Origin of the sequence: Marinicauda salina, assembly GCF_003122085.1 — a bacterium.
Classification (GTDB): Bacteria; Pseudomonadota; Alphaproteobacteria; order Caulobacterales; family Maricaulaceae; genus Maricicauda_A; species Maricicauda_A salina.
Genome location: NZ_QEXV01000001.1, coordinates 1 through 15,254, shown reverse-complemented (window position 1 = coordinate 15,254; position 15,254 = coordinate 1). Strand labels below are relative to the sequence as shown.

The following is a 15,254-nucleotide window of genomic DNA, read 5'->3' as shown; positions in this document are numbered from 1 at the left end:
GGGGCGGCGGCCGAAATCGACCGGGGAGAGGCTGAGATGGCGTTCACGCGCTGGGTGGTGCGCATCCACAAATGGCTGGCGCTGATCATCGGGATCCAGATCGCGCTCTGGGTCGCCGGCGGCCTGACCATGAGCCTTCTGCCGATCGAGACGGTGCGCGCCGAGCACACCATCCCGCTTCAGGCCCCGCCCGCCCTGGAGCTGGACGTGCTCGCGCCGGCCGAGGCGGCTGCGGCAGCCGGCGTCGACGCCGTCTCCTCGGCGACTCTGCACACCTGGATCGACCAGCCGGCCTGGCTGTTCGAGACGCCGGCGGGCGATATCCTCGTCGACGCCGCGAGCGGCGAGCGCTTGAGCCCGCTCGACGCCGAGCAGGCCGTCGCCGCGGCGCGCGCGAACTTCGCCGGCGACGCTCCCGTCGAAGCGGTCGAATTCTTCGCCGAGCCGAGCTGGGAGTATCGCCGCGCCGGCCCGGCCTGGCGGGTGAGCTTCGCCGACGGCGAGGGCACGCGGCTCTACGTCTCCAGCGAGACCGGCGCGGTGACCGCACGCCGCAACGACATGTGGCGCGTCTTCGACTTCGTCTGGATGCTCCACATCATGGATTACGACGCCCGCGAGGACTTCAACCACCCGCTCCTTCAGGGAGCAGGCATCCTCGCCGTGGTCGTCGTGCTGGCGGGGCTGACCCTGCTCGTGATCCGGCTGCGGCGACTGTGGATCATGTCCCGCAAGCGGCGTCAGGCGGCGTCCTCGTCCGCCGCGGAATCGGGCAGCGTGAAGTAGAAGCGCGCGCCCTCGCCGGGCGCGGAGTCGACGCGGATCGTCCCGCCGTGGCGCTCGACGGCCTGCTGACAGATGGCGAGCCCGATCCCGCTTCCCTCGTAGGCGTCGCGCGTGTGCAGGCGCTGGAACGGCGCGAACACCTTCTCGGCGAACTTCTGCTCGAAGCCGATGCCGTCGTCGCTCACGCAGAACGTCCAACCGGCCTCGCTCCGCTCGGCGTCGATCCGGATCTCGGGCCCCGAATTCTTTCGATACTTGATCGCGTTCGAGATCAGGTTCTGGAACAGGAGCCGGATCAGGGTCCGGTCGGCCCGGATCTCCGGCAGGTCGGCGACAGAGACGCGGGCGGCGGATTCCTCGATGCTCATCTCGAGCTCGGACAGCACGGCGGCGACCAACGCGTTGAGATCGAGGGGTTCGGCGTCGAGCGGTCGGTTCGACGCGCGCGAATACGCCAGCAGGTCGTCGATTAGGCGCCGCATCCGCCCCGTCGCGTCCACGAGGAAGCCGAGCGCGCGATCGCCGTCTGCGTCGAGTTCGCCCTCGTAGCGCCGCCGGAGCAGGCTGGCGAACGCCGAGATCTTGCGCAGCGGCTCCTGCAGGTCGTGCGAGGCGACGGTCGCGAAGCGGCCCAGCTCGCGATTGGTGCGCTCCAGTTCCGCGGCGTGGCGCTCAAGCGCGCGATGGGCCTGGTTGAGGTCGGTGACGTCGTTGAACACGCCGTGGGCGGCGACGGGCTGTCCGTCCGCGTCGCGTTCGAGGAAGGCCGACAGGCGCAGCTCGATGTCGTCGCCCGTCTTGGTGCGCATGCGCACCGGCGCATTGGAGATTCGACCGGCGCGCACGACCTCGGGGATGATCTCGTCGCGGACCCGCGCCTGGTCCTCCGGGATCATGAAGCTCCAGCCGGGCCGGCCGACCGCCTCGTCCCGGGCATAGCCCGTCCGCTCCACCCAGTAGTCGCTGACCATGGTCGTTCGGCCTTCGGGGTCGATCGTGTGCAGCATGGCCGGGCTGTTGCGATAGACTGTCTCGAAGCGGGTCTTCTCGGCGCGTAGCGCGGCTTCCAGCCGGTTGCGCTCGGTGACGTCGACGAAGATGGCGTGCGCGTAGCGCGCGCTTCCCGACGAGTCGCGCTCGACGACGCCGGAGACCTCGACTTCGACGACTTCGCCGTCGCGCGTGAGAAAGCGTGCCGGCCGGCGATGCACCGCGCCGTGCTTCCAGATGTCCCGGATCCGGCGCCGGGCTTCGGGCCGGTCGGCCTCGACGAGAAATTCCGGCGCCGGCCGGCCGACGACTTCCTCGCGCGCGTAGCCGAGATGCGTGAGCCAGTAATCGCTCACCTCGACGATCCGTCCCTCGACGTCGATGGTGTGCATCATCGCCGGCGTGTTGCGGTAGATCTCGTCGAGGCGGTCGCGCTCGCGACGCAGGGCGTCGGCGTAGGCGCGCTCGTCGGAGATGTCGATGATCACGCCGGCCGACCGGTTCACCGAGCCGTCGACGCCGTAGGCCACCGGCCGACCCTCGGTGCGGACCCACCGCCACCCGTCGGGGGCCCGGACCCGACAGTCGAAGGTGTAGACCCGTCCGCCCTCGGCCATGTCGGCGAACGCCTCGCGGACGCGCGGATGGTCCTCGGGGTGCAGCAGCGCCGCCCACTCGCCGCGGTCGAGCTCGATCTCCTCGGGCGCGTGGCCCATCCATTCGAGGATCCGTCCGCGGGCGGTGCGCCGTCCGGTGACGTGGTTCACCGTCCACAGGCCCAGCAGGCCCGCCTCCACGGCTTCGTTGAGATCGCGCTGGTGCTGCGCCGCCTCGGCTTCCAGGGCCTTGAATTCCGTGATGTCCCGGACGAAGCCGGCCGCCCGGCTCGGGTCGTCGGGCAGCGGCGCGCCGAAGCACCGTTTCCACGCCCATTCGCCGGTTTCCGAGCGCGTCCGGTAGGACTCGTCGAAGCGGCGGCCCTCGCGGAGACCCAGGAAGGCCGCGTAGACGCGCCCGGAATCCTCGGGATGCATGTTCGCGCGCCAGTCGTCGGGAATGATCGGGCGCCGCCGCGTTCCGCGCCCCCGCCGGACCTCGTCGACATGGCCCTGGCCTGCGGTGAAGTCGAAGAACCAGGGAGCTAGCTCGCCGCCCTGGACGGCCTGGGAGAGCCGGGTCTCCAGCCGCGCCCGCTGCGGGCCCTCCGACGCGCCGGGCGCCTCGGCGTTCAGCGCGACGGGACGCGCGAGCACGGCGCGTTCGCCGTCGAGTTCGAGCACGCGGACCTGAGCGGGCCGCGCGGAGCCGGCGGCGTCGAGAAAGGCCAGGCGCACGGGATCGGCGGGCGCCTCGGCGCGCAGCCAGGGCGCCGGGGCGTTGTCCAGCGGGTCGGCGAGGAAGGTTTCGAGCCCCGCACCGTTCAGGGCCTCGGAGTCCGCGCCGAGGAAATCCCGCATCGCCTGGTTCGCCGCCGTGATCCGGCCTTGGCCGTCGATCACCGCGCACGGATCGGGCAACGCCTCGAACAGGGCGGCCGGGACGGCGCTGCGTGGAGAGGCCTCGGTCATCGAGCCGGGTCGGCTCCGTGCTGATTCGCGTGCTGCACAGCATAGCGCGGACAGGCGCCCTGTGCTCTGGCCATGCGGCGAACAGGGGCTATTGTGCGCCGGCGAGGCCATGTGAGGGGAGCCGTCAGCTTGACGAACGCCGCCGCGCCCATTCTCGAGGCGAAGGATCTCCACGTCCGTTTCGACACCCCCGACGGCGAAGTCCACGCCGTCCGCGGGATCGATCTCGATATCCGTCCCGGCGAGTGTCTCGCCGTGGTCGGCGAAAGCGGCTCCGGCAAGAGCCAGACCTTCCTGGCCGCTATGGGCCTGCTCGCGTCGAACGGAACCGCGACGGGTTCGATCCGCTATTCCGGAACCGAGATTCTCAACCTGTCGCCCGCGAAGCTCAATCGCGTGCGCGGCAAGTCGATGACGATGATCTTCCAGGATCCGCTGACCTCGCTGACGCCGCACATGCGTGTCGGCGATCAGCTCAAGGAGGTGCTCGGCGTGCATCTCGGCCTGCGCGGCGAGGCCGCCGAGAAGCGCTGCGTCGACTGGCTCGAGCGCGTGCGCATCCCCGAGGCCAGGCGCCGCCTCAAGCAGTATCCCCACGAGCTGTCGGGCGGCATGCGCCAACGCGTGATGATCGCGATGTCGATGCTCTGCGAGCCCGACCTGCTGATCGCCGACGAGCCCACCACCGCGCTCGACGTCACCGTCCAGGCCCAGGTGCTCGACATCATGGACGAGCTCAAGGACGAGACCGGCGCGGCGATCGCGCTGATCACCCATGACATGGGCGTCGTCGCGCGCATGGCCGACCGCGTCCAGGTGATGCGCTACGGCGAGTATGTCGAGAGCGGCGAGGTGCACGACATCTTCGCGCGCCCGGGCCACGACTATACGCGCATGCTGCTCGACGCGATGCCGCGCATCGACCGCACCGACCGGCCGGGCCATCCCGATCTGCTCGCGCGGCCCTCGGCCGAGGCCGAGACGCTGCTCGACGCCGACGGGGTGAAGGTCTGGTTCCCGGTCAAGGTGGGCGGCGGGCTGTTCCCGAAGACCAAGCCGCTCAAGGCCGTCGACGGAGTGAGCTTCGAGCTGCGCGCCGGCGAGACGCTGGGCGTGGTGGGCGAGTCCGGTTGCGGCAAGTCGACGCTCGCCCGCGCCGTGCTCCGCCTCGTTCCGGCGAGCGCCGGCGCGGTGTCGTGGATCGGCAAGGACCTCCTCTCGCTCGGGCCGCGGCAGATGCGCGCCGCCCGGGAGGATCTCCAGATCGTCTTCCAGGATCCGCTCGCCTCGCTCGACCCGCGCATGACGATCGGCGCCTCGATCGCCGAGCCGATGCTCACCTTCCGCAAGGCGATGAGTTCGAAGGAGCGCGAGGCCGAGGTGCGCGCGATGATGGAGCGCGTGGGGCTCGATCCCGACATGATCAACCGCTACCCGCACGAGCTGTCGGGCGGGCAGAACCAGCGCGTCGGCATCGCGCGGGCGATGATCCTGAGACCGAAGCTGGTGATCTGCGACGAGGCGGTGTCCGCGCTCGACGTCTCCATCCAGGCCCAGATCATCGACCTGCTGATCGGCCTGCAAAAGGATTTCGGCCTGTCGATGATCTTCATCTCCCACGACCTGTCGGTCGTGCGCGAGATCGCGCACCGGGTGATGGTTCTGTACCTGGGCCAGGTGGTGGAGCTGGCCGATCGTGACGCGATCTACGCCGACGCGCGCCATCCCTACACGAAGGCGCTGATCTCGGCGGTGCCGATTCCCGACCCGGCGGTGGAGAAGACGCGCGAGCGGATCAAGCTCGTCGGCGACCTGCCGAGCCCGCTCGACAGCCGGGCGCCCCTGCGTTTCCTCAAATCGAAGGTGATCGACGATCCCGACGCCGAGCAGTACCGGCCCGAACTGATCGAGGTCGCGCCGGATCACTGGGTCGCCGAGCACGATCCGATCGAGGCCGTGCTCGACGAGGAGGCGCCGGCCTAGCGCGAAGGAGTCGCGATGACGCTCGCAAGCACGCCGGAGCCGCCCTACTACGCGGTGATCTTCACGTCGGTGCGCGGCGCGGGCGACGATCGCGAATACGCCCGGGCGGCCGACCGGATGGCGGCGCTGGCGCAGGACATGCCCGGCTTTCTCGGCATGGAGAGCGTGCGGGACTCCACGGGTCTCGGGATGACGGTGTCCTACTGGAAGGATGAGGCCGCGATCGCCCGCTGGCGCGATCACGCCGAGCACGCCGCCGTCCGCGAGGCCGGGCGTCGTCGTTTCTACGCGGCCTACGAGCTTCGGGTCGCCCGCGTCGAGCGGGCCTACGGTTTCGGGCGCGGTTGAGCCTTGCAGCTGACCGCGAATTCATTTGCGCTGGCGCGGGTCCGGCCTAGTTTCGAGCTCAAAAAGAATGGTCGGCTTTGTACGCGGGGAGATTGCTTCATGACATTCGGCGGGTTCTTGCGGTTCTCGGCGCTCGCCGCCGCGCTGCTGGCGGCGGGCTGCGGCGAGCGCGACGCGACGTCCGATCCGGCGCTCGAGCAGAGCGGGGAGGGCGCCGTCTGGGCGCACGAGGCGAGCGACATTCCCGCCGACGAGGCGGTGCGTTACGGCGTGCTCGACAACGGCATGCGCTACGCGATCGTCGAGAACGACACGCCGAGCGGAACCGCGGCGCTGCGCCTGGTGCTCAATGTCGGCTCCTTCGCCGAGACTGACGCCCAGCGCGGGCTGGCCCACTTCATCGAGCACATGGCCTTCAACGGCACGACCAACGTGCCCGAGGGCGAGATGGTGCCGCTGCTCGAGCGTTACGGGCTGGCCTTCGGTCCCGACACCAACGCCTTCACCTCGCGCGAGCTGGTCGGCTACCAGCTCGACCTGCCCAGCGTCGAGGAGGAGGTCGTCAATGTCGGCCTGTTCCTGATGCGCGAGACCGCGTCGGAAATGCTCATGGACGCCGAGGCGATCGATCGGGAGCGCGGCGTGATCCTCGGCGAGGAGCGCTACCGCAACACGCCCATCCGCCGCTTCTTCAACGCCTATTACGACTTCCTCTATCCCGATACGCTGGTCGTCGAGCGCGATCCGATCGGAACCGTGGAGGTCATCGAGACCGCGCCGGCGGCGGAGTTCGAGGCCTATTACCAGGACTATTACGCGCCCGAGCGCGCCATGCTGGTCGTCGCCGGCGACATCGACGCGGACATCGTCGAGGAGAAGATCCGCAACGGCTTCGAGATCGACATCGAGGGCGTCGATCTCGACCGGGTCGAGGGCTTCTCCACCTGGCGCCAGCCCGAGGATGCGGGCCCGGATCCCGACATCGGCGAGGTGGCCGAATTCGACGAGCCGGGCTTCGGCTTCTTCCACGATCCGGACATCTACACGCTGATCAATGTCGACGTCGTCACGCCCGGCGAGCCCGAGGCCGACACGCGCGAGACCCGTCGCCGCCGGATGCTGCGCAGCCTGGGCAACGCGATCGTTCAGCGCCGGCTGCAGTCGGAGATCAATTCCGGCGAATCCCCGCTGGTCCAGGCCAGCCTGTCCTATTCGAACGATTTCGAGCTGGCCAATCGCGCCGGCGTGTTCGCGGTGTCCTCGCCCGACCGCTGGCGCGAGGGCGTCGCGGCGGTCGAGCAGGAGCTGCGCCGCGCGGTCGAGCACGGCTTCACGCAGGCCGAGCTGGACGAGCAGCTGGCCAATCTGCGCACCGCGCTGAGAAACGCCGCCGACGAGGCCGAAACCCGCCGGAGCGCGAACCTGGCCGACAAGATCTGGCAGGCCTGGATCAACGAGAACGTCTACGATCATCCCGATTTCGCGCTCGCCTTCTTCGAGGCGTTCGAGCCCGAGATCACCGTCGAGGCCGTCGAGGCGGCGTTCCGCGAGATCTGGACGGCGGCGCCGCCGCAGGTCTTCGTCGCGGCCAACCAGGAGATCGAGAACGGCGACGCCGCGGTTCGCGAGGCCTGGCTGAGCTCCACGGCCGAGATGGTCGAGCCGCCCGAGGAAGGCGGCGCGACCGAATTCGCCTACACCGATTTCGGCGAGCCCGGCGCGGTCGTCTCCTCGCAAACGGTCGAGGATCTCGGCGTCGAGCAGTACGTCTTCGACAACGGCGTCCGGCTGAACGTCAAGACGACCGATTTCGAGGACAACAATATCCGCGTCCGCGTCGATTTCGGCGCCGGCGATCTCGCGCCGCAGCCGACTCCGGCGGCCGGGTCGATCGTCGGGGCGGTGTTCGGCGGCGGCGGGCTGGAGGCCCATGACCGCGACGAGCTGGAGCGCCTGCTGGCCGGGCGTTCGGTCGGATACGGCGTCGGCGTGACGTCGGACTCCTTCTACTTCTCGCAGTCGACGACGCCGACGGATTTCGAGCTGCAGATGCAGGTTCTCACCGCGTTCATGACCGCGCCGGGCTGGCGCGACGACGCGCTCAACCGGTTCCGCGCCATCGCCGACGAGATCCGCCGCGGCCAGAACGCCCAGGCCGTTCAGGTGGCGATCAACCGGGTCAGCCGCATGCTGCGCAGCGGGGATCCGCGCTGGGGCTTCCCCACGCAGGAGGAGATCGAGGCCTTCACGATGGACGACGCCCGCGCCCTGCTCGGCGACGCGCTGGACCGCGCGCCCATCGAGGTGACGATCGTCGGCGACATCGAGGCCGAGCGCGCCGTCGACGCCGTCGCGGCCACCTTCGGCGCGCTGGCCGATCGCGCCGAGGAGTGGCCCGCCTACGAGGAGAACCGTCGCGTCTCGTTTCCGGAGCCGAACGAAGAGCCCGAGATCGTGCGCTTCAACGGCCAGTCCTACCAGGGCATGGCGAACGTCTACTGGCCGACCGACGACGCCATCGACGCGCGCCGGGCCCGCGCCATCGACCTGATGGCCGCGGTGCTGGACCTGAAGGCCACCGATCGCTTCCGCGAGCGCGAGGGCGCGACCTATTCGGCCATCGTCTCCAACCAGGAATCCGACGTGTTCGAGGATTACGGCTTCCTCTGGATGGGGCTCGACGTGCAGGTCGACGATATCCCGCGCATGTACGAGATCGCCGACGAGCTGGCCGCCTCCATGGCCGCCGGCGAGGTGACCGAGGACGAGCTCCTGCGCGCGCGTCAGCCGATCCTGGAAAGCATCGAGGAGGCGCGCGAGACGAACGGCTTCTGGCTCAATGCGCTGCGGCGCTCCCAGACCGATCCCGACCGGCTCGACCGGCTGCGCTCGCTGGAGTCCGACTACCGCGCCGTCACCGTCGAGGAGGTCGTCGCGTTGGCCAGCGAGTTCCTGCAGCCGGAACGAGCCTGGCGCGCAAGCATTCTTCCCGAGGACATGGACGCCGCGGACAGCGGCGCGGGCGATTAGCCGACGCCGGCCCGCGCGACGCGACCACACAGGAGATCGATCATGCAGCGCTTCCTACTTGCTGTCGCCGCAGCCGCCGTCGCCGGCGCGCCGGCGTTCGCCCAGACCGACGTCGAGCGCGTCACCGAGGGCAATCTCGTCATGGAGAACATTCCCGAGATTCCCGCCGAGGTCCGCGAGCGCCTGCGCCAGTACCAGAACGTGCGCGCGGCGGGCTTTTCCGATTTCGCGCCCGACGGGGGCGTGCTGATCTCGACGCGCTTCGGCGAGACGAGCCAGGTCCATCACGTCGCCGCGCCGATGGGCATGCGCCGCCAGATCACCTTCTATGACGAGCCCGTCGGCGGCGCGAGCGCCCGCCCGGGCGGCGCCGGCGAGTTCGTGTTCGCCAAGGACACCGGCGGCGACGAGTACTACCAGGGCTATCTCTACGACCCCGCCGACGGCTCGGTCGCCCGCTTCACCGAGGACGACACGCGCAACGGGGCTTTCGTCTGGTCGGAGGACGGCGCCCGCGTCGCCTGGTATCGCTCCACCGAGGGCGATCCCGACTGGGACATCCTGGCGGCCGACCCGTCCGACCCGGAAAGCCGCCGGGTCGTCCACGAGGGCGAGGGCGCGATCTATCCCGCCGACTGGTCCGACGACGGCGAGCGGCTGCTGTTTGCGCGCTACTACTCGATCACGCACGCCGACCTGTTCGCCCTCGATCTCGCTTCCGGAGACGTCGTCGAGATCAATCCCGACGCCGACGTCGCCTATCGCGGCGCCGAGTTCGCCCCCGACGGCGAAAGCGTCTTCGTCGTCACCGACCAGGACTCGGACTTCCACCGGATCATGGAGATCGATCTCGCGACCGGCGACATGCGCCAGGCGACGCCCGAGCACGGCTGGGACGTAGAGGCGATGGATCTCTCGCCGGACGGCTCGACGATCGCCTATACGATCAACGCCGGCGGGGTGGAGGAGCTGCACTTCATCGACGCCGAGACCGGCGCGGCGCTGCCCGCGCCCGAGCTGCCGGCCGGCCTGATCGGCGGTCTGCAGTTCGACGACGCCGGCGCGCGGCTTGGCTTCACCCACACCTCGCCCGCCTCGCCCGGCGATGTCTGGACCTACGATCTCGAAGCCGAGCGCCTCACCCGCTGGACGCAATCCGAGGTCGGCGGGCTCGAGCCGGAGACCTTCGTCGCGCCCGATCTGATCCGCTATGAGAGCTTCGACGGCCTCGAGATTCCCGCCTTCGTCTACCGGCCCGAGGGCGAGGGCCCGCATCCGGTCATCGTCGACATCCACGGGGGACCCGAGAGCCAGGAGCGCCCGGGCTTCAATCCGCGCATCCAGTACTGGGTCAACGAGCTCGGCGCGGCGGTGATCGCGCCGAACGTCCGGGGCTCGGCGGGGTACGGCAACCAGTACGTCGCGCTCGACAACGGCATGAACCGCGAGGATTCCGTGCGCGACATCGGCGCGCTGCTCGACTGGATCGCCGCGCAGCCGGAATTCGACGCCGAGCGCACGGCCGTCTATGGCGGCTCCTACGGCGGCTATATGGTCCTCGCCAGCCTCGTGCACTACTCCGACCGACTGGCCGGCGGCGTCGACATCGTCGGCATCTCGAACTTCGTGACCTTCCTCGAGAACACGTCGGGCTATCGCCGCGATCTCCGGCGCGCGGAGTACGGCGACGAGCGCGATCCGGAAATGCGAGCCTTCCTCGAGGAGATCTCGCCCTCCAACCGGGCCGACGAGATCACCGCCCCGCTTTTCATCATCCAGGGCGCGAACGATCCGCGCGTTCCAGCCTCCGAGTCCGAACAGATCCTCCAGGCCGTCCGCGAGGCGGGCAACGAGGCCTGGTACCTGCTCGCGATGGACGAGGGTCACGGCTTCGCCAAGAAGTCCAATCGCGATTTCCAGCGCGAGGCCGAGACGATGTTCCTGCGGGATATCCTCGGGCTGGACTAGACGGCCGGGCGCGCCGGCGCGGGTCGACCCCCGCGCCGGGCGTCTCTATCATCGCCGCCGATCTCTCCGCCGGAGCAGAAGGACTGGACCCATGCGACTGCTGATCTCGACCGTCTCGGCGCCGGCGATCGCGCTGGCGCTCGCCGCCTGCGGCGGCCCGTCGGAGGAGGCCGAGCCGGAAACCGCCGAGCCCGAAACCGCCGAAGCCGCGCCCGAATCCGAGGAGTCCGCGCCGGCCGAGCCCGCGCCGGAGCCGTCGACCGGGCCCGCCGAAGCCGATCTCGCCGTCGTCGCCGAGGCGCGCGACTGCGTCGCGCCGGAAGGCGAGTCCATGGACGCCTTCGCGCCGCCCGAGCGCGAGGACGGGGAGAATGAGCGCGCCTACAATCTGCGCGTCGCCGAGGCGTTCATGGCCGGCAATGTCGAACGGTCGTGCGTGTTCGCCCTCGACAGCGGCCTCCAGTTCCGCATCGTCGAGGCGGCCGGCGAGGACGCCGCTTCGCCGGAATACGGCGACCTCGTCACGGTCAATTACGAGGGCCGCCTGGTCGACGGCACGGTCTTCGACAGCTCCTACGAGCGCGGTCAGCCGGCGACCTTCCCCTCGGACCGCCTCATCCAGGGCTGGGTTCAGGCCCTGCCGCTGATGCGCGTCGGCGAGGAGTGGACGCTCTACGTGCCGCCGGAACTCGCCTACGGCGTCCAGGGCACGCCGGGCGGCCCGATCGGGCCGAACCAGGCGCTGATCTTCCGCCTCGAGCTGCTCGGCCTTCCGAGCGCGACGGCCGCGCCCGCCGAGCCGGAGCCTGAGGAGACCGAGGGCGAGCGGGGCGAGCGCGGTGACTGACGACGCGAAGGCGCTGCTCTCCGAGCTGGTCGCCTTCGACACGACGTCGCGAAACTCCAATCTCGAGCTGATCGGCTGGATCGAGGCGCGGCTCTCCGATCTCGGCGCGCGGTGCGAGCGCATCGCGAGCGCCGACGGGAGCAAGGCCAATCTCCACGCCGTCATCGGGCCGGATGTCGACGGCGGCGTCGTGCTGTCCGGCCACACCGACGTGGTCCCCGTCGACGGCCAGGACTGGTCGAGCGATCCGTTCGCGCTGACCGAGCGCGACGGCCGGCTCTACGCCCGCGGCGCGGCCGACATGAAGGGCTTCATCGCCTGCGCGCTGGCCGCCGCGCCGGACTTCGCGAAGGCCGATCTCAAGCGGCCGGTCCATTTCGCCTTCTCCTATGACGAGGAAGTCGGCTGCCTCGGCGCGCCGGCCATGATCGAGCGCATGGCCGGAGCCGCGCCGCGGCCGTCCTGCGTCATCGTCGGCGAACCCACCGACATGCGCGTGGTGACCGGTCACAAGGGGCTCTACTCCGTCCGTGTCGAGGTCACCGGCAAGGAGGCGCATTCCAGCCTCGTCGGCGACGGCGCGTGCGCGGTCACCCACGCCGTCCCGCTGATGCAGTTCCTGGTCGACGAGGCCGAGCGCCTGCGCGCCGCCGCGCCCGAAGACAGCCCGTTCGACCCGCCTTTCGGCACGCTCACCGTCGGGCGCATGGGCGGGGGGACGGCGGTGAACATCCTGGCGAAGTCCGCCTGGTTCGAGGCCCTGATGCGGCCCGCGCCCTGGGACGACGGCCCGGGACTGGGCGCGCGCCTCATGGACAAGGCCCGCGAGACCGAGGTGAAGATGCGCGAGACCGCGCCGGAGGCCCGCGTCGCCGTGACGGTGATGTCGGACGTGCCGCCGATGTCGCCCGAGGACGAGGGCGAGGCCGAGCAGCTCGCCCGCGCGCTCACCGGCGACAACGCGCCGCGCACGGTCGCCTACGGCACCGAGGCCGGCCAGTTCCAGCAGGCCGGCTTCTCGGCGGTGGTGTGCGGTCCGGGCTCGATCGCCCAGGCCCATCAGCCCGACGAGTATGTCGAGATCGACCAGCTCGCGGCGTGCCTGGATTTCCTGAGAAAGCTCGAGCGGCGCCTGACGGCCTCCTGAGCCGCGCCTCCCGCGCATGAAAAAGGCCGGGCGTCGCCGCCCGGCCTCGATCGTTGGGATGCGCGCCGGCGTCAGCCCGCCGCCTTGCGCGGACCTTCGGTCTGCGCGGCCTCGCGCTCCTTGTTCCAGTAGGACACGGAGACGACCTTGGAGCGGTCGCAACGGTCGCGATACTTCTTCGCGATGTCGGCGACCTCCTCCATCAGCCCTTCGGCGAGCGTAATCGGCTTGAGCCCCATCGACAGGAAGGTGTCGTTTTCGACGTGGAGGTCGTTCTCGTCGGCCTCGTTGCGCGGGTTGGGCTGGTAGGCCACCTCGGCGCCGGCCATGTCGGCGATCATCTTGGCCAGGTCCCGGACCCGGTGGGTCTCGGTCATCTGGTTCATGATGCGCACCTTCTCGCCGCTCTGGGGCGGGTTCTCCACGGCCAGCTGGATGCAGCGCACCGTGTCCTGGATGTGGATGAAGGCCCGCGTCTGGCCGCCCGTGCCGTGGACGGTGAGCGGATGCTCGACGGCGGCCTGCATCAGGAAGCGGTTCAGGACCGTGCCGTAGTCGCCGTCATAGTCGAAGCGGTTGATCAGCCGTTCGTCCTTGCGCGTCTCTTCGGTCTGGGTGCCCCAGACGATGCCCTGGTGGAGATCGGTGATCTTCACGTGGTCGTTCTTGTTGTAGAAATAGAAGAAGAGCTGATCCTGCGTCTTCGTCATGTGATAGATCGAGCCGGGATTGGCCGGGTACAGGATCTCCTGGTCCTTCAGCCCCTCCTCGGTCTCCACCTTCACCTTGAGATAGCCCTCGGGGATCTTCATCCCCGCCGTGCCGTAGCCGTAGACGCCCATCGTGCCGAGATGGACGAGATGGATGTCCAGCTCGCTTTCGACGATCGCGGCGAGCACGTCGTTGGTGGCGTTGAGATTGTTGTCGACGGTGTAGCGCTTGTGGCGCGCCGACTTCATCGAGTACGGCGCGGCGCGCTGCTCGGCGAAATGGATGATCGCGTCGGGCTTCTCGTCGCGGATGAGATCGACGAGTTCCTGGTAGTCCTGGCCGACGCTGAGATTGACGAAGCCGATCTCGCGGCCCGAAATCTCTTTCCACGCCGCGAGCCGCTCGCTCATCGGCCGGATCGGCGTGAGGCTGTCGACCTCGAGTTCGATGTCGATCTTGCGGCGCGACAGGTTGTCCACGATCACGACGTCATGGCCGCGCGCGGAAAGGTGAAGCGCGGAAGGCCAGCCGCAGAATCCGTCGCCGCCGAGAACCAGAACTTTCATCGCGAACTCCGTGCCAGATCGCATGAGGCAGAATCCGTGAGGTTCTGGCAGGACCCGACCCCATATGCAAGCACCGCAAGCGGTCGCCGCGCCGAAGCGTCCGGGCGTGTGGACGCGCGGGAATTAAGCGGCTAAACCGCGCGCGAGCTCCGGGGCCGCGCGGTCCCGGTCCGGTCGACAATCACATCTCAATTCATCAGGGAGCGGGTTCATGGCCCTTCGCGTGGCGATCAACGGGTTCGGCCGGATCGGTCGTCTGGCTCTGCGCGCCGTGCTGGAGCACAAGCGCTGGAGCGAGGTCGAGGTGGTCGCCGTCAACGATTCCGCGCCGCCGGCGACCAACGCGCATCTGCTCAAGTATGACAGCGTCCACGGCCGCTATCCCGGCGAGATCGAGACCGGCGAGGACTGGTTCGACGCCGGTTTCGGGCGCATCCGGAAAGTCACCGACCGCGATCCGAGCCGTCTGCCCTGGGCCGATCTCGGGGTCGATCTCGTTCTCGAGTGCACCGGCAAGTTCAACTCGAAGGAAGCCGCCTCGGCCCATCTCGACGCCGGCGCGAAGCGGGTGCTGTGCTCGGCGCCGGCCAAGAACGTCGACCGGACGGTCGTGTACGGCGTCAATCACGAGGCGCTCACCGCCGACGACGTCATCGTCTCCAACGCCTCGTGCACGACCAACGGGCTCGCCCCCGTCGCCAAGGTGCTCAACGACGCCGTCGGGATCGAGCGCGGCCACGTCACCACGATCCACGCCTATACCGGCGACCAGCCCACCCTCGACCGCAATCACAAGGATCTCCATCGCGCGCGCGCCGCGGCGATGTCGATGATCCCCACGACGACCGGCGCGGCGAAGGCGGTCGGCGAGGTGCTGCCCGAGCTTCGCGGCAAGCTCGACGGCGCGGCGGTGCGCGTGCCGACGCCGAACGTGTCGCTGATCGACATGGTGTTCTCCGCGGCCCGCGACACAACCGCCGAGGAGATCAACGCCGCGGTGAGGGCCGCCGCCGACGGCCCGCTCGCCGGCGTGCTCGGCTATGACGACATTCCGCTGGTCTCGATCGACTACAATCACGATCCGCGGTCTTCGGTCGTGGCGATCGACAAGACGAACGTCGTCGACGGACGGCTCGCGCGCGTGATGACGTGGTACGACAACGAGTGGGGCTTCGCCTGCCGGATGATCGACACCGCCAAGGCGATGGGCCGGTTTATCTAGGCGCGCGCGTCAGAAGCGCGTGTTCGCAGTGATTCCCTCCCCTTGAGGGGAGGGCCAGGGTGGGGTGAAGTCGCGGGCCGGACCGGCG

The 15,254-nt window shown here is 69.4% G+C and carries 10 protein-coding genes; 8 read left to right on the top strand and 2 right to left on the bottom strand.

The features are described from left to right. Window positions 1–36 precede the first annotated feature (36 nt). Window positions 37–786, top strand: coding sequence for a PepSY domain-containing protein (locus DDZ18_RS00050; protein WP_109251322.1), 750 nt, complete (start codon window positions 37–39; stop codon window positions 784–786). On the opposite strand, the gene DDZ18_RS00045 is transcribed toward DDZ18_RS00050, so the two are convergent. Next, window positions 741–3,344, bottom strand: a complete 2,604-nt coding sequence (locus tag DDZ18_RS00045; RefSeq protein ID WP_158272014.1) for a PAS domain S-box protein — start codon at window positions 3,342–3,344, stop codon at window positions 741–743. The two genes, DDZ18_RS00050 and DDZ18_RS00045, sit on opposite strands and share 46 nt — an antisense overlap. 129 nt (window positions 3,345–3,473) lie before the next feature. On the opposite strand from DDZ18_RS00045, the gene DDZ18_RS14175 reads away from it, so the two are divergent. The 6 genes from DDZ18_RS14175 to argE all read left to right on the top strand — a co-directional run bounded on the left by DDZ18_RS14175 (window position 3,474) and on the right by argE (window position 12,667). After that, window positions 3,474–5,327 carry an ABC transporter ATP-binding protein gene (locus DDZ18_RS14175; protein ID WP_269845050.1) on the top strand — a complete coding sequence of 618 codons (1,854 nt, stop codon included), beginning with the start codon at window positions 3,474–3,476 and terminating at the stop codon, window positions 5,325–5,327. A 15-nt stretch (window positions 5,328–5,342) separates the two neighbouring features. Then, window positions 5,343–5,675: an antibiotic biosynthesis monooxygenase family protein gene (locus DDZ18_RS00035; RefSeq protein WP_109251319.1), complete on the top strand. Its 333-nt coding sequence runs from the start codon at window positions 5,343–5,345 to the stop codon at window positions 5,673–5,675. A 99-nt stretch (window positions 5,676–5,774) separates the two neighbouring features. Then, a complete protein-coding gene (locus tag DDZ18_RS00030) occupies window positions 5,775–8,705 on the top strand; it encodes a M16 family metallopeptidase (RefSeq protein ID WP_109251318.1) in 2,931 nt (976 codons plus the stop codon). 42 nt (window positions 8,706–8,747) lie between these two features. After that, window positions 8,748–10,673 (top strand): S9 family peptidase, encoded by a 1,926-nt coding sequence (locus DDZ18_RS00025; protein WP_109251317.1) that lies wholly within the window; start codon window positions 8,748–8,750, stop codon window positions 10,671–10,673. 91 nt (window positions 10,674–10,764) lie between these two features. Beyond that, window positions 10,765–11,520 (top strand): FKBP-type peptidyl-prolyl cis-trans isomerase, encoded by a 756-nt coding sequence (locus DDZ18_RS00020; protein WP_109251316.1) that lies wholly within the window; start codon window positions 10,765–10,767, stop codon window positions 11,518–11,520. Further along, the gene (argE, locus tag DDZ18_RS00015; RefSeq protein WP_233245643.1) at window positions 11,513–12,667 is read left to right on the top strand and encodes an acetylornithine deacetylase; all 1,155 of its coding nucleotides are present in this window, start codon (window positions 11,513–11,515) and stop codon (window positions 12,665–12,667) included. Before DDZ18_RS00020 ends, argE begins: the two co-directional genes overlap by 8 nt. Before the next feature lie 71 nt (window positions 12,668–12,738). Here the strand turns inward: argE and DDZ18_RS00010 are convergent, their stop codons facing one another. Then, complete coding sequence (locus tag DDZ18_RS00010; RefSeq protein WP_109251315.1) at window positions 12,739–13,944, bottom strand: NAD-dependent epimerase/dehydratase family protein; 1,206 nt, start codon at window positions 13,942–13,944, stop codon at window positions 12,739–12,741. A 211-nt stretch (window positions 13,945–14,155) separates the two neighbouring features. On the opposite strand from DDZ18_RS00010, the gene gap reads away from it, so the two are divergent. Beyond that, entirely contained in the window at window positions 14,156–15,166 is a 1,011-nt protein-coding gene (gene gap / locus DDZ18_RS00005) for a type I glyceraldehyde-3-phosphate dehydrogenase (RefSeq protein ID WP_109251314.1), read from the top strand. Window positions 15,167–15,254 lie beyond the last annotated feature (88 nt).

Excerpts from the sequence above, each read along its gene's own strand:
- DDZ18_RS00045 (WP_158272014.1), bottom strand. The coding sequence starts at position 3,344 with ATGACCGAGGCCTCTCCACGCAGCGCCGTCCCGGCCGCCCTGTTCGAG.
- DDZ18_RS00010 (WP_109251315.1), bottom strand. The coding sequence starts at position 13,944 with ATGAAAGTTCTGGTTCTCGGCGGCGACGGATTCTGCGGCTGGCCTTCC.
- DDZ18_RS00025 (WP_109251317.1), top strand. The coding sequence starts at position 8,748 with ATGCAGCGCTTCCTACTTGCTGTCGCCGCAGCCGCCGTCGCCGGCGCG.
- gap (WP_109251314.1), top strand. The coding sequence starts at position 14,156 with ATGGCCCTTCGCGTGGCGATCAACGGGTTCGGCCGGATCGGTCGTCTG.
- DDZ18_RS00020 (WP_109251316.1), top strand. The coding sequence starts at position 10,765 with ATGCGACTGCTGATCTCGACCGTCTCGGCGCCGGCGATCGCGCTGGCG.
- DDZ18_RS00030 (WP_109251318.1), top strand. The coding sequence starts at position 5,775 with ATGACATTCGGCGGGTTCTTGCGGTTCTCGGCGCTCGCCGCCGCGCTG.
- DDZ18_RS00050 (WP_109251322.1), top strand. The coding sequence starts at position 37 with ATGGCGTTCACGCGCTGGGTGGTGCGCATCCACAAATGGCTGGCGCTG.
- DDZ18_RS00035 (WP_109251319.1), top strand. The coding sequence starts at position 5,343 with ATGACGCTCGCAAGCACGCCGGAGCCGCCCTACTACGCGGTGATCTTC.